Origin of the sequence: Synechococcus sp. PH41509 (assembly GCF_020514285.1) — a bacterium.
Lineage (GTDB): Bacteria > Cyanobacteriota > Cyanobacteriia > PCC-6307 > Cyanobiaceae > Parasynechococcus.
Map to the genome: position 1 here is coordinate 169,221 of NZ_VTLD01000026.1, position 19,661 is coordinate 188,881.

Annotated in this window: 23 protein-coding genes; 12 read left to right on the forward strand and 11 right to left on the reverse strand. The window is 51.4% G+C overall.

Annotated features, from left to right (window positions below; all coding sequences use genetic code 11):
* Nucleotides 1–179: 179 nt before the first annotated feature.
* The 5 genes from FZZ88_RS10710 to FZZ88_RS10730 form a co-directional block, all read right to left on the reverse strand.
* A complete protein-coding gene (locus FZZ88_RS10710; protein WP_226426196.1) occupies nt 180–650 on the reverse strand; it encodes a hypothetical protein in 471 nt (156 codons plus the stop codon).
* 1,060 nt (nt 651–1,710) lie between these two features.
* Nucleotides 1,711–3,165 carry a matrixin family metalloprotease gene (locus FZZ88_RS10715; RefSeq protein WP_166017143.1) on the reverse strand — a complete coding sequence of 485 codons (1,455 nt, stop codon included), beginning with the start codon at nt 3,163–3,165 and terminating at the stop codon, nt 1,711–1,713.
* Nucleotides 3,166–4,610: 1,445 nt separating this feature from the next.
* The gene (locus tag FZZ88_RS10720) at nt 4,611–4,844 is read right to left on the reverse strand and encodes a hypothetical protein (RefSeq protein WP_166017144.1); all 234 of its coding nucleotides are present in this window, start codon (nt 4,842–4,844) and stop codon (nt 4,611–4,613) included.
* A gap of 334 nt (nt 4,845–5,178) precedes the next feature.
* Entirely contained in the window at nt 5,179–5,436 is a 258-nt protein-coding gene (locus FZZ88_RS10725) for a hypothetical protein (RefSeq protein ID WP_166017145.1), read from the reverse strand.
* Between the two features lie 891 nt (nt 5,437–6,327).
* Nucleotides 6,328–6,543, reverse strand: a complete 216-nt coding sequence (locus FZZ88_RS10730) for a hypothetical protein (protein ID WP_166017146.1) — start codon at nt 6,541–6,543, stop codon at nt 6,328–6,330.
* Between the two features lie 310 nt (nt 6,544–6,853).
* On the opposite strand from FZZ88_RS10730, the gene FZZ88_RS10735 reads away from it, so the two are divergent.
* The 5 genes from FZZ88_RS10735 to FZZ88_RS10755 all read left to right on the forward strand — a co-directional run bounded on the left by FZZ88_RS10735 (nt 6,854) and on the right by FZZ88_RS10755 (nt 11,522).
* The gene (locus FZZ88_RS10735) at nt 6,854–7,033 is read left to right on the forward strand and encodes a hypothetical protein (protein WP_226426195.1); all 180 of its coding nucleotides are present in this window, start codon (nt 6,854–6,856) and stop codon (nt 7,031–7,033) included.
* A gap of 988 nt (nt 7,034–8,021) precedes the next feature.
* Entirely contained in the window at nt 8,022–8,210 is a 189-nt protein-coding gene (locus tag FZZ88_RS10740) for a hypothetical protein (protein WP_166017147.1), read from the forward strand.
* A 281-nt stretch (nt 8,211–8,491) separates the two neighbouring features.
* Entirely contained in the window at nt 8,492–8,641 is a 150-nt protein-coding gene (locus tag FZZ88_RS10745) for a hypothetical protein (RefSeq protein WP_166016972.1), read from the forward strand.
* A gap of 444 nt (nt 8,642–9,085) precedes the next feature.
* The gene (locus FZZ88_RS10750) at nt 9,086–10,081 is read left to right on the forward strand and encodes a pectate lyase (protein WP_166017148.1); all 996 of its coding nucleotides are present in this window, start codon (nt 9,086–9,088) and stop codon (nt 10,079–10,081) included.
* 1,159 nt (nt 10,082–11,240) lie between these two features.
* On the forward strand, nt 11,241–11,522 hold the full coding sequence (locus tag FZZ88_RS10755) for a hypothetical protein (protein ID WP_230332877.1): 282 nt from the start codon (nt 11,241–11,243) through the stop codon (nt 11,520–11,522).
* 458 nt (nt 11,523–11,980) lie between these two features.
* Here the strand turns inward: FZZ88_RS10755 and FZZ88_RS10760 are convergent, their stop codons facing one another.
* Nucleotides 11,981–12,211, reverse strand: a complete 231-nt coding sequence (locus FZZ88_RS10760; protein ID WP_166017150.1) for a hypothetical protein — start codon at nt 12,209–12,211, stop codon at nt 11,981–11,983.
* Between the two features lie 148 nt (nt 12,212–12,359).
* Here FZZ88_RS10760 and FZZ88_RS10765 point away from each other — a divergent pair, with 148 nt between their 5' ends.
* Entirely contained in the window at nt 12,360–12,557 is a 198-nt protein-coding gene (locus tag FZZ88_RS10765; RefSeq protein WP_115093545.1) for a chlorophyll a/b-binding protein, read from the forward strand.
* Nucleotides 12,558–13,077: 520 nt separating this feature from the next.
* The gene (locus FZZ88_RS10770) at nt 13,078–13,500 is read left to right on the forward strand and encodes a hypothetical protein (protein ID WP_230332883.1); all 423 of its coding nucleotides are present in this window, start codon (nt 13,078–13,080) and stop codon (nt 13,498–13,500) included.
* An 11-nt stretch (nt 13,501–13,511) separates the two neighbouring features.
* Here the strand turns inward: FZZ88_RS10770 and FZZ88_RS10775 are convergent, their stop codons facing one another.
* Together FZZ88_RS10775 and FZZ88_RS10780 are read right to left on the reverse strand one after the other, a co-directional pair.
* Entirely contained in the window at nt 13,512–13,994 is a 483-nt protein-coding gene (locus FZZ88_RS10775) for a DUF427 domain-containing protein (protein ID WP_166017152.1), read from the reverse strand.
* Nucleotides 13,995–14,114: 120 nt separating this feature from the next.
* Nucleotides 14,115–14,513, reverse strand: a complete 399-nt coding sequence (locus tag FZZ88_RS10780; protein WP_166017153.1) for a hypothetical protein — start codon at nt 14,511–14,513, stop codon at nt 14,115–14,117.
* 244 nt (nt 14,514–14,757) lie between these two features.
* On the opposite strand from FZZ88_RS10780, the gene FZZ88_RS10785 reads away from it, so the two are divergent.
* The 5 genes from FZZ88_RS10785 to FZZ88_RS10805 all read left to right on the forward strand — a co-directional run bounded on the left by FZZ88_RS10785 (nt 14,758) and on the right by FZZ88_RS10805 (nt 17,422).
* On the forward strand, nt 14,758–15,045 hold the full coding sequence (locus FZZ88_RS10785; protein WP_166017154.1) for a hypothetical protein: 288 nt from the start codon (nt 14,758–14,760) through the stop codon (nt 15,043–15,045).
* Between the two features lie 33 nt (nt 15,046–15,078).
* The gene (locus tag FZZ88_RS10790) at nt 15,079–15,492 is read left to right on the forward strand and encodes a hypothetical protein (RefSeq protein WP_166017155.1); all 414 of its coding nucleotides are present in this window, start codon (nt 15,079–15,081) and stop codon (nt 15,490–15,492) included.
* 156 nt (nt 15,493–15,648) lie between these two features.
* Nucleotides 15,649–15,900 (forward strand): hypothetical protein, encoded by a 252-nt coding sequence (locus FZZ88_RS10795; RefSeq protein WP_115093540.1) that lies wholly within the window; start codon nt 15,649–15,651, stop codon nt 15,898–15,900.
* Between the two features lie 41 nt (nt 15,901–15,941).
* Nucleotides 15,942–16,859 (forward strand): histone deacetylase, encoded by a 918-nt coding sequence (locus FZZ88_RS10800; RefSeq protein ID WP_166017156.1) that lies wholly within the window; start codon nt 15,942–15,944, stop codon nt 16,857–16,859.
* Nucleotides 16,856–17,422 carry a pyridoxamine 5'-phosphate oxidase family protein gene (locus FZZ88_RS10805; protein ID WP_166017157.1) on the forward strand — a complete coding sequence of 189 codons (567 nt, stop codon included), beginning with the start codon at nt 16,856–16,858 and terminating at the stop codon, nt 17,420–17,422. Before FZZ88_RS10800 ends, FZZ88_RS10805 begins: the two co-directional genes overlap by 4 nt.
* Here FZZ88_RS10805 and FZZ88_RS10810 read toward each other — a convergent pair whose 3' ends face one another.
* The 3 genes from FZZ88_RS10810 to FZZ88_RS10820 form a co-directional block, all read right to left on the reverse strand.
* On the reverse strand, nt 17,423–17,758 hold the full coding sequence (locus tag FZZ88_RS10810) for a hypothetical protein (RefSeq protein WP_115025165.1): 336 nt from the start codon (nt 17,756–17,758) through the stop codon (nt 17,423–17,425).
* Between the two features lie 63 nt (nt 17,759–17,821).
* Entirely contained in the window at nt 17,822–18,355 is a 534-nt protein-coding gene (locus tag FZZ88_RS10815) for a hypothetical protein (protein WP_166017158.1), read from the reverse strand.
* Nucleotides 18,356–18,367: 12 nt separating this feature from the next.
* The gene (locus FZZ88_RS10820) at nt 18,368–19,369 is read right to left on the reverse strand and encodes a hypothetical protein (RefSeq protein ID WP_166017159.1); all 1,002 of its coding nucleotides are present in this window, start codon (nt 19,367–19,369) and stop codon (nt 18,368–18,370) included.
* Between the last annotated feature and the right edge of the window lie 292 nt (nt 19,370–19,661).

Consider the following 19,661-nt stretch of genomic DNA (forward strand, 5'->3'; position numbering starts at 1 on the left):
GAAGAAGAGAGATCGAAAACCAGTGAATCCATGCCAGATATGAATTCCGAGGTATCTCCTACTTTTCCCAAGCAATGAAGGAACCAGCTCGTGGGCAGAGAGTATGGCCATGAGATGCAGTTCTCTTATCAACATTCGACAAGAGCTCACTTGACCATCCATATGGCTTCTTTTTTTATTTACTCATTCAGTGACGGCAGGGGCAGTGGCGGAAGTGTCGGTGGTGGTGTCATACCAATAAGGCATGAATTGGGATCGTGCAGTCGCACATCTCTATATCCTGTCGTTGATGTCAAGTATTCTTTCGCAGGATTAGTTTGTTTCTGCTCATTGCGATGACCTCCATTGGTGTTGAACCGCCAGGTGACATCTGCTGAAAAACGTGTATCTAAGGCTTCGTCATAGGAAAGGCTGTCACCAATGGTTATTAGATCATTGGTGTTGGCATAAACAGGCAAAACAAAAATTCCGGAGCCGGCATTAACAACCTGCAGAGCGCATCGGTCAGCAATGGTTGACTTGACCGCATCCTGGAGGTGGATGCTCATCACATCGCCGAGGTCTTTTGCAGTGCCGTCAGCCGCCTTTGTGGGAAATGGGGCAACGGCAATGGCAGAAGCCAACAGTCCGATGGAAAGACGGCAGAGCATCGGTAAGGAGAGATTCCGCGCATGATGCCAATCAATCCAGTGCTGCGCTTGTGACTTCCATCTTCTCCACTGATGGGAGTCACAATCAGCGCCCTCGCTGGTGGTCCAGCACTTGATTCTGATATCGATGGCGATCCATGGCCTGAATGGAGTCTTCTGACGGATAGGCCGGCTTGCATTCATTGCCTATCAAGGAACAAGTCGCCCCAGGATCAGGGACACGATGTTCTTGATTAGCATCGACACAGCGCATCTCGGCTTGCTGATCTATGGCATCGTGACAGGCAGGGAAAAGATCAAAGCTGGCCGCAAAGAAATGATCTGATCAAGCGCAGAGGAGGCATCTGACGTCATACGAGGGGTTGATCAATGCTCATAGGCTCACCGCTCGTCGAGAAGGACTGTGGACGATCACATCAGGGGATCATCCCAGGCGGGAGGAATGTCAGCACTTGATGGCGTAAGGCCAACAAACAGCAGGAACCACTCCCAAGTTTTTGCGATGAATTCGCTGCCGCTCAAAACGTTGAACTGAACTCAAATCAACCTAGAGGGCGTTGATCTCACGACTGGACGACAGTATCAAAGGAGTTACAAAACGAGCTTTGTGTTTCGAAAACAGTTCATGGCGGGCTTTAGCACCAGTGAAGAACATCACAGGAAGGTTGAGTCAACTCAACTCCTGGTTGCAACTCCAGGGAGATGGTGATGGAAGAGACAAGTAAGCACCATGGACCGAGTCCCAAACCACGACAGTCCTTCCCGCCTGCTCAATGCCTACGAGCTAACGAGCGATGAACCGTCCCGCATCGGATGCGCCAAGCCATCTACATCCACAGCATCATTGAACTCATGCTGAGAGAACGCATCGATCGGTTGCCGAAAGCGCCTCTCTTCTCACGTCGAGAAAGGAGCAACAAAAAAACCAGTCATTGATGGCGGGGTGTCATGAGTGAGGTTTTCTCGGGAGATGGATAAGTAGAATCACAAAGCCCCATACTTGTCCTTTTCGGGTCTTGTATAACTAAAGAAAATAGGCATCAGGGTTCTCGACATTGGATCAAGCCAGCAACTCGGGGATAGTGTTATCTCCCCAATAGCTCCACATCACGTTGGTTTCACCATTAGTCATCTCTATGATCTGACCGATGCTCAGATTCCCTCCCGTGTAGACGGCTTCAAGAGCTTCATGGGCATAGATGCCAATACCACTAACACCTCGTGCAGTGACGTTTTCCTTGAAGTTGAGTTGCTGAGTGGAGACACCAACAATCTTGATTTGATCGTAGCTATCAAGACCTTCAATAAAGTCAGCTTTCTCTCCATTCGGATTGTTACCTGATGATTCGTCCCAGCTGTTAATCAGATATTGATCGGATTTGATAGCAATGAGGTCTATCGAACTATCTTGCTCGTTCTTAAAGGTGTTCCAACCAAAGTCACCATGCAGTTCGTCTGATCCACTGCCACCATCAATAATATCTCGACCATTGCCTCCATGAATCAAATCATTTCCTGCTTTACCTGTCAAAACATCAAATCCTGCCAATCCTCGAATAATATTGCTTGAGTTGTCACCATTAATAATTGACCCTACAAATCCAGAAAGCTGCTCACCTTTCTCAACCTGAGCAGCTTGCAAAACATCACCTGTCACGAAATTTATCTCTCGGTTAATTCTCACTGGCGCCGACCATGTACTTGCCATGATAAAGTCTGTTCTTATATACTTAGGAGATGCGTCATTCTCTACACCCCAAATACTTTGCATCGCTTGAATATCTAGATCACTAAACCAGATTGGCTCCTCATTGACCCCTGACCTGTCGTTGTAAGACATGATTGAATCCCACTCATCCCAGTTAGGGTTTGCTCCTACACCGCCGGGGTGTGACAACCCAAGCGAGTGCCCTATTTCATGAACAATAGTTGATTTTTCGTATACATTGAATGCATCTTCTGAATACATATCTCTCCACTCAAGATCAATTCCAGCTGACTGGCCATACATTGTTCCTCCGCCAAAGCCATTAGGATCCTTGAACTCATTTGACCATTCTGAATTATCATAAGCTCTATATATTCTTATATCGCCTGTCTGATCACTTTCCACTTGCTCGAAGTCTAGATCAATCAAATTATCTAACCTAAAAAATACACTTTCTATGAATTGACTTTGCTCCAATGAGTGCCGCATGACACTCAACTCATGCCCTCTATGGTTATATGTCTTTGCAAACTCCCAAGAACCTTTATAAAGACTATATTCAACTATTTTTCTGCCACCTAATCTGTTCTTCAATCCTTGATAATCCCAGACCAATTCTCTGTAGTCATGATTAATTGACTGGCTTGATTCAAGCTGCCGATGAAATCCTAGCCTAAGCGTTGCTTGAGAAGAGTTTTCTTGACAAGCATCACACTCGCATTCAAGCGAGTCATATCCATCTAAATGATTTTCAAATTTATCCGAAAGAATGTTTTCAAATTGCATTTTCCACTCAAGCGAAGACATGACAACAGTCAGTTGTGCTTCAAGCTGGGGATTAACTCCCCCATTCTATGTTATTTGGGGGCAGTCACATCCCCCGAAAGGACTAGTGGCTCAGCCACAGGTGCCAACCCAGCAGCCTGCCTTGTGCTTCACCGGTCAGGCATGAGTTAAGACAGTCAATCAACAGCACCTACACCACTGGCTCTCCTAGGTCTTGCACTCCCCCAGGCAGGCAACACATGAAGGTGGCTGCGCTGTCTTCCAAACATGAGCGGCTGAAACCGTGTGTGTGCTGAAGCGTATCAAGTGCAGTACCGCAGTCTCGTCACATGCTGAAGTATAGGAATGCTCGAATCGCGATCAGTCAACGAATGGGAATCATGGCTGCAACGCCGTGAAGTGAAGGATGTCCATTGGGATGATGCTGAAGAGCTGAGGTTCCTATCAAGCGTCCTCTTGATCTGCTTACCTAAACGCTGGATGCACGAGATGCAAGTGGCAAGCAACAACGACGTTTAAACCTAATCAGCCCCAAGAAACCACTTCATATGCGTCTTCCAAACACGAGGCCAGATTGTTGAACTGGTATTTCAAAGAGTTATTTTTTGAGTCAATGCCCCCCTTTACTTCCGCGGTCTCTCGACCTCCAGCAGGGAATAGCGTTACCGAGCAACTTTCATCAAATACATATAAAAGCAGCCCATGCGATTATCGAGTTAACATCCCAAACTAGTGGCACAATTATTTCCTGCCAGAGAGATTAAACCCAGTGAATCCGTCAACCGATCTATTAGGAGGCTATTTTTTATGTCAATCAGACAGACGTTGGGCAATCCTGAACCCGCGTCAGGATCTTTTGAGCGGCGCAATCTGCTCATAAGTCAGACACGAAAAGTCTTGCAAGCGCCAGGCTGACCAAAGAAGGCGCAAGCGAAGGCACCTTCTTTCCGATGGTTTGTCCGTTAACCATTGGGCGCTGGTCACTGCACTGACTGTCTTCTGGCGATGTGGGGAGTCAGACCAGCGTTTCCTGCCTCACTGGAGCACACCATTGCCGACAGACTGAAGCTGCATCGTCTTCCAGCCTTCAATGACGTTGTGACTGAGGATCAGCGTCACGCTGTCTGAATCTCTGGGCAGACCTACCGTCTTGATATGAGAGGGAGACCACTTCGGGCGTGGTTGCTCGATTTGGTGGGTGGTGTCACGACCTACCATCTCTCTCACTCCTTTTCTTGCGCGTCATGAACGGCACAGCTGCATTGAGGTGCAGCATGTGAGCGGATCACAGGGAGTCCAATTCAGCACCGATTCCCGGTCGAAAATCAACGGCAAGGTTGATAAGCGATAAAAAACCTTGGAGTGGAACACCCCAAGGCTCTTATACCTCTTGAAAATTACGCCCATTAGCATTTGATCAAATGATCAATGACTAACAAGAGGTCAACTGAGCGAAAGCATATTGCCTATGCAGCCAAAGGCTGTTGCTTAAGAGACAAGCGACCTCCAGCCATCGAATTATGAACTAGATCTTGAGCATATTGACGCCCTGCTTTTTGAGCTTCGCGAACGCTTTTGAAATTACCAACAAAATCATACTCCTTTCCATCAACAGTTGCAGCTACCGCATAGAGCTTGTCAGCAACCTTGCTGACAGACCAACGCAAAAAACACGCAGGGGAGTTCTTCTGGCTGCGCATAGTGTCCTCCATAAAATACAAACCGACTTAAGCACTTACCCGCTAGAACAATCTAAAGGCTTTATATTACGCAAATAAGTAATTATATTCCTTTAATATTTCAACCATCAAGGCTTCATGGACACGAATGCATTCGAAGAGCACAATTACTCATTATTTGCCGCAAAGAGCCCCTCCATAGCACTGCCCACAGGAAGCATTGGCTGGTGGATAAATCTGGTTGAACTGCACCAGCCCCTTTCGATCAGGGTCCACAAGCCACGTTCCACCTCCTAGCCTCACCTGCAGAGTGGGGGTGGGATTGCTCCAACCAGACGTGGCCCCCTTGAAGAGCTCAGAGGATTCCGAGAGGTCCCTTTTTCTTCTTGCAGTACCCGGCACCAATATTCATCCAACCCGTCGGGCAAGCTTCGCCAGCAGTGGGGGCCACCTCGTAGTAGATGGGCGACACACATGTCGTACCCAAGGTATTGACGTAACCAAGCGGGCACTGGTCATGCCCCGGAGCTTTGGGAATCTCCTTTTGAGCCATTGCAGCAGGCATTGCTGAAGCAAGTGCCAAAGGCAGCAGCGCGAAAAGTGCTCTCTTCATGGACGGATGGCTTCTTGGTTGTGCTTTAGCAACTCCAGTCTTCCAATACAAGGTGATTCAGCCTTGAGTGAAGCCATCAGATCATTTGTGGCTTCAGATTGAACCGCGCATGACTAGAGATATTCAGGTACACCTCAATGGAGCACTCGATGGCCGCGAGGGGTAAACGATAAGGATTTTGGAAGCATGCATGATCTGTGCGTTGCGATGCCTTAACGAGAATGGAGTCAGTGGCTCCATCTAGAGAGCAGCTTGATTCCTCAACGGCACCCACAAACGCTGGGCAGTGCAGTCACTCGCTCAAAGTGACATCATCGGGTGCAAGGCCTAGACCAGCAAAGAATTGGCACAATTTAAATGAATTGCTAACAATAAAGAAGCATTGCTCTTCTTAGCTTGAGAAAAGACCACTTCGGAGCCTCTTCATTCGGATTAGTTGTCGTTTCTATATTTTTATCGATGATTCCCACAAGCGCGCTCGCTCAAGAGAGCGTGATGGGCACCTGCACCTGGACGAAGGGAAACTCACAGCCACGCAAGCAATCATGCACAATGCAGCACTTCAACTCTGGGATGCTTACAATAACAACATACAAGAAGAATTATATTTTTGAACCTTACAGCTCCAGAGGTGGATACAAGCATTTCAATCGTATTTTTCAATTACATGGCGATTTAAGCCCGAAGGTTATTGAAAAAACTTCATTTAGCCTCATTAGCGTCGAAGCCAGAAAAACGTTTAAGAAGCTTGAGTTCAACTCTGAGAATCCATAAGAGAGAATTGTCATCTACATCAATCAAGAGACTAGTCTTCAAAGAAAGTGCAATAGATTCCACAATACCGGCAGGCGAACACCGGCATCTTCAAACAGATGATCAGGAAAGAATTCATCAAGGTTGATCAAGCCCTCTTTCCTTCGCATAACTCTTGAAATGATTCGGGAATTCATCTGCAAGAAGAACAAGCGCATGGCTTTCAGAACCCATTTGTTCGGTGACTTCATCAAAAACCGAAGCGAAGCAGCTTTCGCACCTGATTTCCAGGCAGAGCTCTTCCCATGTTGTTTGTTGTTGATTGAAACTGGCAACAAGCTCTTGGAACGTCATTGGAATCAGCTACTTCTAAACGTCAGTATCATAATTAGTGCCGAGAGGGATTTGGATGGTTCCATAACTGCATGATTCCATCATCCTTCGTCGATGGCTTTAAACTCTAGGGGCGGACATCGATAGGCTTACCCTTCACCGATATGGCCTGAGCAGAACTGAGTGTGATTCACCAAGATAGGACAATGAAACGACTGCAGCGACTGCTGCAGAGATTGGTAGGCAAACGGGAAAAGCCCCCGTTGCACTCACCTGAAGAGCTGGAATGCTTTAAAGCAGATGCGATTGACAACCGGAGAAAGCACTACTGATGCAGGGAGCAACAGAACTGGCACTGATCACCATCGCTTTTGTCGGTCTCCAAATTTGGTGGCTTAGCAAGGTCTTTTTACATCGCCCTCGACAGCCAAGACCCCTGGGCAAACCGATGCGAGCAAATTCACTCCAAAATGAAAAAAGCATCCTGCAAAAGATCTTTGATCAATCCTGATCACTCATATCTGATACTCGAAACTCAATAGCAACAAAACTAGAGAACATGCCTAACGGCGAAACTAGGGAGAAACACCGATGCATTCCTTGACCAGAATGATCAGCATGGTTCATCAGCAATGACAACTATGACACTCATTTGTTGTACTCACTGTGGTCACATGCACTCAAGCATGAGAATCGACTGCCCTCAGTGCAACCTAAAACAAGGCGATCTGAGCAGCTTTAGGGAAACTGCACAGAGAAAAATATGGGGAAACCAGCCATGTACTGATCTGATCAAAACAAGGACGAGCTAGCCAGACTCGATCTGAACTGAAGACAGAGCGGATGATGACTCCCATGCCAGTGCTTTCCAAAGGGATCGCACTCCTCGGATGGGATTACCGCCAAATGCAGTGCATCAGAAGTGGCCACATTACTAACCAAAGTGTGCCGAAGCTCTCGTCAAACCTCTGAGAAATAACCAGGGGCTTGTGGTTTTTGATTGATACCGTTTGAGTCAGCGAGGGGACCAAAACTGTGAATTTACGACTGTTCGTGGATGGAGCAAGGATTTCCGGTTTTATCCCCCTCAGACCACAGAAGGCTGGCAGCCATGCTCCTCTAACTGTTCCTATACGGAAGGGGCAGCTGCTGCCAGCTGCGACAGCCGCGCTTCAGTTGCTAGGTGTTAGGTACGTGATTGAACAACCATGGCCTTTGAAGCCCCACCTGCAGAGGGACGTCAGTGCACAAGCTGCGGAGACATCAAAATCCTGAATTTCTTTGGCTTGGACAGCAAAGAGTGCCGGAACTGTGAAGCAATACGTCGCCAACATGCCTTGAAACAAGTGACCGATGGAGCAGCCGAAGATTGAATCCTCAGTAGCCATGAGGTAACTGAACAAGAATCGAGCAGTTGGCCCAGTCTGCAATAAGTATATGCACCAATGTTCAAGCTGTAGCAGTGAGCTATTACCAGGGATGAGTTAACAAGAGTTGTCATGGGTAAGGTTCTTTCCGCCGCCAAATGGTCTTTCGATCTTCTTGGTCAGCGCATTGCCGCTATCCGTCTTAAAAAAAGCTTTTCAGTATCAACAATTTACAGTGAATTTGCATACGACGAATCGCAGATGAGAGAAACAGATTCCAGTTGGAGAGAGCAGAAATCAACTCTCGAATACGACTGCTGAGACTGCAGCTAAGCCCTTGCAAGCGATCAAGCATCCACCAGGCAAAGCACACCAATGTGAAGTGCGTTGACGGGCCTCTATGGATATTTCAAGTCACCCCACTGGAACACTCAGAGTCGCCACGGCTCTTCAGGAGCTCTCGAGTCGATAGCAGGATCTTGGCAGAATTCCCATTGGTCTACTGACCAGCTCTGAGGGGGGATTGGCGCGTTCGGCCCAAGTCCCCTAGAACGCATGACAACGTGCTTGTCGTTATGGCCTTAATTCCCCGCTGGCAGTACATGACTGACAGCAGCAAAGCCATGGTCAAACGATCCGCGATCACGCTTGTGGTCGTTTTGATCGGTTTAACCCTGCTGCGTGCAATTTTTCCGTGGATCCTGCTCGGTTTGGCCTTCTACGGTGCTTGGTGCTTGCTGAATAGGAAATAACCATGGAGGAGGAGACAACGCATTCCAGACGAACGCTGTACATCTGGGCCCTGGCGCTCAACATCGGCGCTTGGGGTACCTATTTTTATCTAACCAAAGTGATGGGATTCGACTTTGAATCGATTCGTCAAGCCAGGATTTCTGGTTGAGTGTCGAGCCCTCATCTGAGGGTTTTCCTTATAGGCATCCACCCCATCCTCCGATGAAATTCAGCGTCCTGCAGGCCATTGCAGGGCTGATCGCCTCAGCGGCATTGGATCAAGCCAGACTCCTGCCATTCAGCGCTGTGACACGTGGGCCCGAGAACCGGACCAAGGTGAATCAGAGAACTCAGCAGGTCTGCTGAGCCAGGGCTCGCATACATCACTGCCCCACTCTCAATAAGCCTGCACCATTGAAGAGCGTCACGTCATAACCTCCCCTTAAACAGCAGAGCACTGCCCCATGAATCGCTCCCTGACGACGCGTTCTGAGGATCAGCGATCCTCTGGAGATGATCGAGCCGAGAGCTTGATGAGGCAAACGACTGTGCAGCAGATATGTGGCCAAGCCTTTGTTTTTTTCGGAGTGGTTGTACTAGGGGTTTCACTTTATAAATTTTTTAACGCATTCTGGCTCAATGTCTCTCCCTGGCCGGAGCTGCTGCTGGGTAGCGCTGGGTTGATGTTGGTTGTCACAGGAAGAACTTTTCGAAGCTCAACATTTTTAACGTCACTACTTTCTGAATTCAGCCCTTCGGCTCGAACTCAACGCTCTCTGCTCATGCTTGCCCTTACGTTCTTCATCATGGGCTGTGTGGTTGTGCTCAAGCTATCAGTTCAGGATGTTTTGCGTTACAAACGACTGCTTGGTGAGGGAGGAATTGTGGAGTATTTGCAAGCTCTAATCCTGTTTACATCAGCTTGGGTTTCTTGGTTGATTTCCAGGGATCTCTGGAAGCGTCTATTCATGCGCTTACACGCAGTGATGTACGGGATATTTTCTGTCGCTATGGTCTTCGTTGGCCTAGAGGAAATTGCCTGGGGGCAAGTCTTATTTGGCTGGAAGACGCCAGAGAACATTGCCGCTGTTAACGCTCAAAATCAAACGACATTTCATAACCTCGAATTCTTCCAAAGCCATCTCGATTTAAACCTTTTCTTGTTTTCCACCTTAATTCTGATCTTGGTGATATGGCGACCTACTTTTGGCCTCATCCGTTCAAAACGACTGAACGGAGGGTCGACTTCGCCCACAGCATTCTTTATGCCCAGATACTTCTGGCCGCTATTCTTATGTGCCGCATTTTTATCGTATTTTGTTGCGACAGAATCGGGGACTGATTTCATTATTAATATAGATCAGGAGTGGGCTGAGCTTTGCCTATACCTTGCTTTGGGCCTGGGCTTATTGAGAACATATATCCTGCTTGGCAATGTCCCACGTCATCAGCATGTCTGATCAAGTCACACTCAACATCCAAACTAATATATTCATTTCACTGAGGGTCCCTATTTGATCCTTCAACAGGGATGATGCAAAACCTATTAAGTCCCGCCATGAGAGGTCGATAGTGCTTTTTTAGATTTGCTGGGTTCTTCGACACTTCCCAGGCACTCGCTAATCCTTCGTAGTTCTGGACTTCAGCCGGCTCAGTGACGAATTCATCAACACCATGGCATGGGAGGACGACATCACTCTCATTGCGCCACCCAATCGACCCTGTTCGACGGAGCGTTGTTGCATTCATCCGCCTCCCCTCCCTTCGCCATGGCCCTAACGAGCCTGGCATTCAAGAGAAAGACCTTCTCCACTTCATTGAGCCTTCAGCGGAGCTAAGCAACAATTCAGGGGGCGTCTCAGATCAACACACTGATGAAGCTGCAGAGCAATCCAAGCCTGATCAGGCGCCACAACCTCTTTCGGCACGAAACAGGAGTTCACCAAAGCAAGGGTTGCAGGTGCAGATCAACAGCTGGCCGCATCCAGCCGCGACAGGCTTGATCAACGGGAGACCGAGGTTATAAATCGTTCGGTGCAGACAAAAAACCGCTCCATCTCTGGAGCGGTTTCAAAAGCCGTAGCAATCCCCATCACCCGGCGATCTGCACCAGATTTTGATGCAATGAAAAAATAATACTCATCAGGCCCTAGATGTAGTAGACGACAACAGTCACTTAAGAGTCTGATGAATATGCGTAACGAACCCGCACCAGGCAAGGAGCTGGACTGCATCTAGTGGCAGCAGGAGCTCAGCATTGTCACGCCTATCGCCCGAGTTTGTCGGTGCACCAAGTTTGTGATTGGCGAGACACTAGATCTGGAGGAAAGAGCCAACCCAGCCGCGGGATCATGCTGCGCCATGATGAAGACAACCTTAAGGAAGCAGCCATGATTGCTGGCCCATCCTGCCCATTGCACTTAGGACTTCTCGACAGTCCTGACTACTGGACTGACGACGCACTCATCTCTGCGTTGCGCCCCTTGAATGCAGAAGAACTTCATCACTTGGCGATCGGGTCCCAACAACAGAAGAAACGGGAAGAAAGCTGCAGACACCTCGACTAAGTGTGAATGTCTTGAACGCAGGCAATGCACAGAGCACATCATGAACCGCACCATGCTTCTAGTGCTTGCCTTCACCACACTGCTGGGTTGGCCTTCTATCGCTGCAATTGTCGAAACAAAGTGCACGCTCACCCACTACAAAAAACGCACCAACCGCACGACTAACTGCAGATGGAGGCAAGCGCAGGGCAACGTGCAGGTTTGGCTCAATGGTCGAGACAAGGCCTATGAGTTCAACGCCAAGGAACAAGGTCAAGCGTACGTACGGATCAACACAAGTGATCGGATCACCCTGACGCATCTTGGCCGCTTCTCCTTAACGATCTGGAAGTGATAGTTGAACTCACCTGAATTTCAGAGGATCCACTTTCTGCACTCACCGGCTGGCCATTCATCACAGAGAGAATGCAGTGACATAGATCAATCTTGCGGAATCAAATGCTGCCTGGGGCGAGCCGAACAGTTTGCTCTGTTGGAGATCAACGAACCAGCATTTACAGACTTCTGCCCACTGGTACAGCGATATGGAGAACTCATCAACGACCTTCAAGCCAGACGAACGCAGGAGAGGGCACATCACTGGTCCAGTCGTCGTTGTGGTTAGGACCACATTTGCGCATCCAAGCAACCCCAAGAGCAGGCCAAACCTAAAGATAAGATCATGCAAACAAGACCCTTTACAACATCAGAATATGAGAATTAATAAAAGAGTGAAGTGGTTAGCAGGTGACGCTCTTGGAAGGTAATTCCACACCCCTGCTTTTGGCGAAGGTGTCTTTTTTTCATGCACCATCAACCACGAGAGCGGGCTCCGGCGAATAATTGATGCAACTTGCTGAGGACCCTGTCGAACCAGGTTCCTGAACGTCGGGCGACAGGCCGCTGCAAAACCGACGCATGGAGAATCGGGCCAGTCGGGCCAAATCCCTCAAAAGCAATCAAGGCATCCTGGGCACCCTGCAATTCCTGATCAATCCGGAGGGACGAAAAGCGTGCGTGGGCTCGGTTCCGTGAGGCTGACATCGCTGGGACTGCTTGAGCTGCCTCCGGCCTGCATCCAAACCAATCCCTTTGCCAGCACTCGATGACGCTCCTTAGCGAGAGGACTCTTCAGTTCGCGCTTTACAAACCGTTACGTAGGACTTAACATTTTGAAATCTTCAGAACAGTCATGGCCTCTTCTACCCCCAATGACGACTGGTTCCAAAACGCCGCCGCTGCACAAATACGCAACGAGCGCTTTGAGCGAGCCGAACTACTCAATGGCCGCACCGCAATGATTGGCTTTGTTGTGGGCGTCCTGACGGAGGCCCTGACGGGACACGGGATCGTCAGTCAGATCACCTTTGGGGTTTTCGGCTGCAACTGATCGGTTCAGGGGCTTCCTGGAGATCTCAGCAGAGGTCCCCAGGTCCAAATCGGCCTCCCATCGACATCTGCAGGCAAGCCCTAAAACCTTCGATAGGGCTGCAGATCATCGAATCGCCCATACAAGAGAAGCCAGGCACTCGTAAACCTTGACTCCACTTGTTGCAATGACTCTTGAAGTTATGGGCGTTTTGCGTTAGAAGGTTATGTATTGGTTAAGAAGCGATGAAGACAAGCACCGCCCATTCACGCCTCGAGTCTCTCCAGCTTGCTGCTGAAGAGTGCCTGAGCCGCGATGAAGCTCAGAAAATCCTGAAGAAAGCTCACAAAGCTCACGCCAAGCTTGAGTCATCTGCAGCTCCATTCCACCGCTCCAGGCCTTAGACATCCCAAACAGATGTCAAGGTCATGCAGAAGCATTTTCGATCCATGACAGCGCGTTCATGATGAAGATGAAAAGCTGATCACAAGTTGCTGTGGATCTTCGTTCTTCAGGTGCATTGCTCCGGATCTTGGCGCTGATGGCGATGGCCGATGGTGTCCTTGCACCAGAAGAGCTTTCGATGCTGGAGAGATTGGGTAAGCAATACCTCAAGAAGTCAGAGCTCGATAGCTGGGATCAGGCTTTTAAAAACCCAATGGATCTGAAGCAACTCGCCCAGGATATTGCGATTGCCGATCGCCCTCTGGCCGCGAAGCTCGCTTATATGGTGATTGCCTGCAGCCGAGAGGACTACGGGTTTCCTGTCAACTCGGCAGAACGCAAAGCATTCGATCAGTTAAGTCAGAGTCTCGACCTTACGGAGCTTCAAAAAGACTTAGCCATCCAGGAAGCGAGCCATGAACTCGCTCGCCGACCTGGTTTTTGGGAGGTTCTGACGAACACCTTCAGCAACCAATTCATGTTGGATACAGATCCCAATCCCATGGCTCCATCCAACTGAACACGTCCTGTTCATATCAGTTCCGGATGGTTGGGATCCCCCTTAAACGGACCACGTATCCACGGAGTAATCCAGCCTCCGTAGAACAAACCTGGCTGTGCCAAAACCGTCTCCCCTTCCAACCTGCAACCATCAACGCTTCTTGGATAAATACTGATCCATCCGGCTAAGAGAGCAAACGATTGGGTTGGATCGGGATAGCTCCACCCCGCACGAACACGACGACTGGTTCCATCAACAGCGCTGACATCCCAGTAAGAAGCAACTCCTTTCCATTCGCAAAACGACGGCCGCCCCGTTGAAGGGTGGAGCGTGCCAGGTTTAAAAGCCGAAGGATGAAGATAAATCGTTGGAGGGTGAAATGTCTCACAGACACGCACATAGCGCTGATCTTGAGCAATCAACTCTCCCAAAATCCAAATATCAACAGAACCCGACACCAGCTCAATCAAGGGGGGACGGGGATATTCAGAAGCATTTTCAATGGGTCGCATGTGATCTATCCCTGTCTCATTCAGAAGCAATCTTAACGGCGATGATTGGCACTAGAAAGCGACACTGTTCGATCACAGTTCTGACATTGAAGGCCACATCAAATCTATCCGTTGAAGAGGTCAGCCCATGTCGAGCAGATAGTGCATCACCGCAACTCGATGGGCGACCCCAACTCCATCGGAGCAATCGGGACCGATCAAAGCATCCGGAACCCGATGAATACGACTGATCGGCCTGATTTCATAGGCCGTTCCTTCGGGAGCACCGCCGCCTCGACTGCGGTCCCAGATCCCATTGGGGTCCCCCTTGTAATGCCCCACCACTTGCGAAAGGTGTGCGTAGAAATTCAGACCCATACGACATAAAACGATCGCCAAACAGGCATCAAAATCTTCGGAGGACAAAACATTGATGTCATCGCGAACAGCACGTTCGTCGACACCGAGAACCATGTCTTCGAGGGCTGTTTCACCCGTCAATTGCCAGCAACGGATGGTGACGGCTTCGTGTTGGCTCACTTTCTACGCGTGAGGTCTCCGAAATCATCGTCGTTTGGCTGAAGAAATTGCCAAACGACAGGAACTGTGATGATGACTGTTAAGCCGATGGTGACCCAGATCGCTGTTCCGTAGTCACCCATGTCCATGAATCAAACCCAACAAACCATAACCAGTTCGATCTACGAGAGCTGATCGGAGAGTCAGGCCTGACGTTGACGGTGGAACCGACGCTTCTTAGCTTTGCCCCACCCACTTCAGCCGAATGCGCGGATTTCTGACGGCTGGATTTCTGTTTTACACGCTGCTGCCTGCAGGGCAAGCAGCTGTTTTCACCGTCAAACCAGGCACGTCGTTTTATTCCAAACCTCAAGCCAAGCAAGAGCTTCTGCTGCAGCTGCCGGAAGTACGTGTTCATGTTCCACCAAAGAAAGATGCCGCTGGCTTCTGCCAGTTCAAGCTGATCTACAAAATTGCTGATCGTGACAACCCTGAGCTGCCATCAACCGGCTGGGCCCGGTGTGTCTCTACCGACAAGCTTGTCCCAAACTGACCGCAAGTGATTCAGCTTCAGCGATCGTTCCCGATGCTGTTCGCAGCGCTTATCGCCGCATTTGTCATCGAACCAGAGGCAGCCAAGGCCACTGAGCTTGAACAGACAGTTTGCAGGAATGGCACCAGAGAAGCTATCTGTAGCGTCACGCTCGACGACAACAGCCTTCAACTGAAGCTTGAACCCGATGTCATGCTGCAAGCAAGGCGCCTGGGGCGCTGGCGGATGAGCCACCAAGACGGGATCACAACCCGCAGCTGCAATGCACGCATCGATCTCGGAAGCGAAGTTGTCTATGGGGTTTTACGGATCAGCTCAAGCACAGGGACCAGCCTGATCTGGCCCCAGCAGAAACTTGAAATCCCGGATTTGCACTTCAGCTCAACCCACTCCATGCCGAGGGAGTCACACTTGGAAACTTCCTTGGCACAGCCTGGTCATCCTTAATCCGCACGCTGAGACCACACTCAGCTCGGGGGCGAGACACCCCTCACACGCGGGCCAAAGGCTTCCGTTCAATCCGGGGGCCTTTTTATTGAGCCCATGCAAGAGACCTGCGAGTCTCATCATGAAATAATTAAGCGATCCTTAAGGGGGCGCTGCATGGGTTACTTCGCAAAGCAGCTGAGCGCGCAAGAGGTCAAGCAGGGATACGCACTGCTCAACCTGATGGAGCATCTGGATCGCGAAATGGACCTCCTCAACCAACAGCGAATCCGCGTCGGAGCATCATCCGAAGAGGGCCAACGGCTCACCCAGATCAAGCAGAGCCATCTGCGCAAAATTCAGAGCTGCATCAGCGAACTCAACACCAGTGGCTTCAACGATTGGTTGCTGCACCAGCAGCCTGCCTGATCCTTGAATGGGCCTGAGACCTCTTGGGTGAGAACAACCCCTTGACGCTTTCGGTCGTCTACCACCCGTGCTACTCCGCTCCGCTGCCGAGCACCCATCGCTTTCCGATGGCGAAGTTCCGGCTGCTGCATCAACTTCTGCTGGAGCAGGGGGTGATTCAGGCCAACCAGGTCCATCGGCCCTTGAGCATCGCCCGCAAGGATCTGGAACATGTGCATCCCCGCACTTATCACGAAGCCTTCAGCCGCGACCGCCTGACCCATCCGGCGCAACGCCGCATTGGGCTCCCAGCCACACGCCCGTTAGTGCAGCGCACCTGGCTCGCCGTGGGCGGCACCTTGTTAACGGCACGCCTGGCTCTACAGCGAGGCCTGGCATGTCATCTGGCTGGCGGCACCCACCATGCCCACCCCGACTTCGGGAGTGGCTTCTGCATCTTTAACGACTGTGCTGTCGCCGCACGGGTGTTGCTGACAACAGGGGAAGTGCAGCGGATTCTGATCATTGATCTCGACGTGCACCAGGGAGATGGTTCAGCAGCCTGTTTTCAACACGACCCCAGGGTGACCACCCTCTCGGTGCACGCCGCAAGCAATTTCCCCTTGCGCAAAGTGCAGGGGGATATCGACATTGCCCTCGCCGATCACACCAGCGATGACGACTATCTCGCCGCCATTGCCGATCGATTGCCGGACGTCTTGGACAACACCGCGCCGGAACTGGTTCTCTTCAACGCCGGCGTCGATCCCCACCGCGATGATCGGCTCGGCCGACTTGCACTCAGCGATGCGGGATTAATGATGCGGGATCGACTCGTGCTCGATGCCTGTCTGCGCCGCAGAATTCCAACCGCGACCGTTATCGGTGGTGGTTATGACGCCCTCACCCCGCTGGTGCAGCGCCACGCCATCGTGGTGCGTGCCGCTGCCGAGCAAGCCCGCTTGTTCGATCTGCCATGACTGAGGCCTTGCCCCCCTGGAGACCTCTGCTGCGCGCTGCCTTGCAGCGGGAGGGGCGCTCCGTTAGCGCCCGCTGGGTGCAACTGGCCACGACGGGGCGCGATCGAACGCCCCGAGTGCGGACGTTGGTGTTCCGAGGCTGGCCCGATGTGGACCAGCTCGAACTATTCACAGATCAACGCAGCGAGAAAGGGAAAGAACTCTCCAACGATGGAGCAGCAGAACTGTGCTGGCTGTTCCCCAAAGCCCGCCAGCAGTTCAGGCTTCGCGGCATGGTGCAGCTGATCACACCTGCCGAACAAGCTGAACTCTGTCAGCAGCGCTGGCAACAGCTCTCCGATACAGGGCGTGCTGTCTGGGGCTGGCCCACACCGGCCGATCCACTGGATCCCTCAGCAGCTTTCCCCGAGCAACTCAGTGAAACGTCACCACTGCCGAGCCATTTCATGGTGCTGCGGTTGCAGATAGAGACCGTCGAGCGACTCCACCTGGGGCCTCATCCCCATCAACGCACGCGTTGGAGCGCGGCAACGCACTGGCAGGAGCAATCGCTCAACCCCTAATCACCACCAACGATCGACGCGACCAACAGAAGGGCGGCCCGGTTTACTGGGTACTGTCACCACCGACAACCGCTGCAGATCACGTCGGTAATCAAAACGGCAGAAGCCAACGCCTGTGCCGGAACAGGCAGAGAGACTTTTGAGTGCAACAGACGACCAGCGCCGCTCTTCCGGCGTTGGCATTTGTTCAGGGGCAGGACGCCAACCATCGGCGATCAGATGGCGGTTCGCCTCGAGGATGGTCTGTCTGGCACTGAGCTGCGGCTCAGGCTTGGCAAGCACCGACCCTCCCATCAACCAGGGAAGCAAAAGCGATAGGAGAACACAACGTCCCATGCAGAGCCTCATCCCTCTCTGCCCTAGCCATGGATTCATCGGCTGACCACAGGATCAGGCGACTCAGGCCACACCCTCTGAGACAAGCAGATACTCCGCATAACGGATCGTTAATCCCAGCTGACCGTCCCAGGACACGGCGTAACTCCAATGCCCTTCACCGCGCATTCCGGTGGGAGATGGCCCCGGCTCGACCCAAAGAAGGGGCTCATCAGCAATCACACCGCAACGGCCGCTGGCCTTGTTGCACACACGATCACCCACATGAAAACAAGGCATCGGCGTCAACGCCTGCCCCTGTTCATGTTCATGTTCATGTTCATGTTGTGAATGATCAGGCTCGTTTCCACGTGCAGCAGCAGGCTCAGCTTCCTCCAGCAAATCAATCACCGGGGGCAACCAGTTGGGGTCAGGCAGAGCACCCTGCAGAAGGTGGCCAATGGCCCGACCACGACCGACGCCGTAAAAGGCGCAGTAGGTGTCGAGCCGTTGCAAGACATCAGGCTTCAACCAAACCTGCACCGGCTTGGCCTTGGGTTCCTTGCTGGCCTGAAAGCGACCACCGGAATCTCTGGACGTGGATCTGGGAACTGCCATGAGATCAAGCGGTCAACCTGCAGTGAACTGAGCGAGAGGCTGGATGCTGAGGGCAATCACCAGACTCACCACCACGCCGATGGCGGCTTTCCAAAGATCACTACCAATGATTTTGGCGAGAGTGCCGCTTTCCTGGTTGGTGAACACGTACTCGAATTCCCTTTCCTTGATCCTCAGGGCAATCTCTCGACCGCCGAGCAGCCCCAAAAACACCCAGGTGGTGCTCAAAGGGAACGTCGAAAGAAACGCCTTGTAGAGCAGACAAAGGCCAAAAAAGAAGTCGATCACCGTGGCCGAACGAAGATCGGACGTGTTGGTCTTCGAGCGGAGTACAGCCTGAATAGGTCCACCCCCAGTGGCTACCAGAACACATAGGCCCACGCAGAGCACCAGCGTGGAGATCAGCATCGGGACGAACCCAAGCTGACGGGGCAGGAACACGAAGATATTGGCCAAGTCCTGCACCAACCACATGCTCCAGAGGAAACCGGTGGAGCACCACTGAAGTAAGTACCAGACTTTGCTGGGATCCTTGCCCTCCTCAGAGCAGCGGAACACCCAGCGCTCCAGCAACCACATGCCCAGGCCATAGGCGGCAAGGCCAACGGAGAAGGCGAGGACGTAGCCCGTCAGAGAGCTATTGATCAAGGTGCCGATGTTGGCCGGTTGGAAGGAGGACAACACCAAAAACGACGTACTCACTGGCGCCCCCCATCGGGTTAATGCCAAAACCGCAAGGGGTGGGAGTACATACACCCAGGAAAAAGGTTCGGGCAAAGGGAACTCTCTGCCGGGAACACTGAGCCTTCCCCAGGCGGGATCGCCGTTTGAGAGAGCCCAGCCCAGCATCAACACCGCGCTTGTCACCGTGCAGATGAAAAACATCTGCACCGGCTTTGGCGTGCGTTTTTTGTTGGACGAGATGTAGGTGCCGAGAGTCTGAAGAGAGTCGTTCGCGACGACGGAGTACGCCGCAAGGAGAAAGCCGACAATCATCCAGAAGCTGACGTCCATGAAACCGATGAAGGTGCTGGATTGACTCCGTTGTAGTGCTCTGCCAGAGGAACGTCGGTGCTACAGACCACCCCGTCATCGGATGCCATCTGATCCGTTCGCTGCAATCTGCGCATCGACGATGAATGTTGTGTGATCGACGGTGATGCACCACCGGAGCGATTCGACCACGGATATACGTTGACGGACACATCCGTGTCTACCGATACCCCACCAAATTTCTTAAGGGACGAAGAGGATTGACACAAGCCAAAACCAAGGGCAAATCCCAGCTGCTGGCAGGCATCACCCA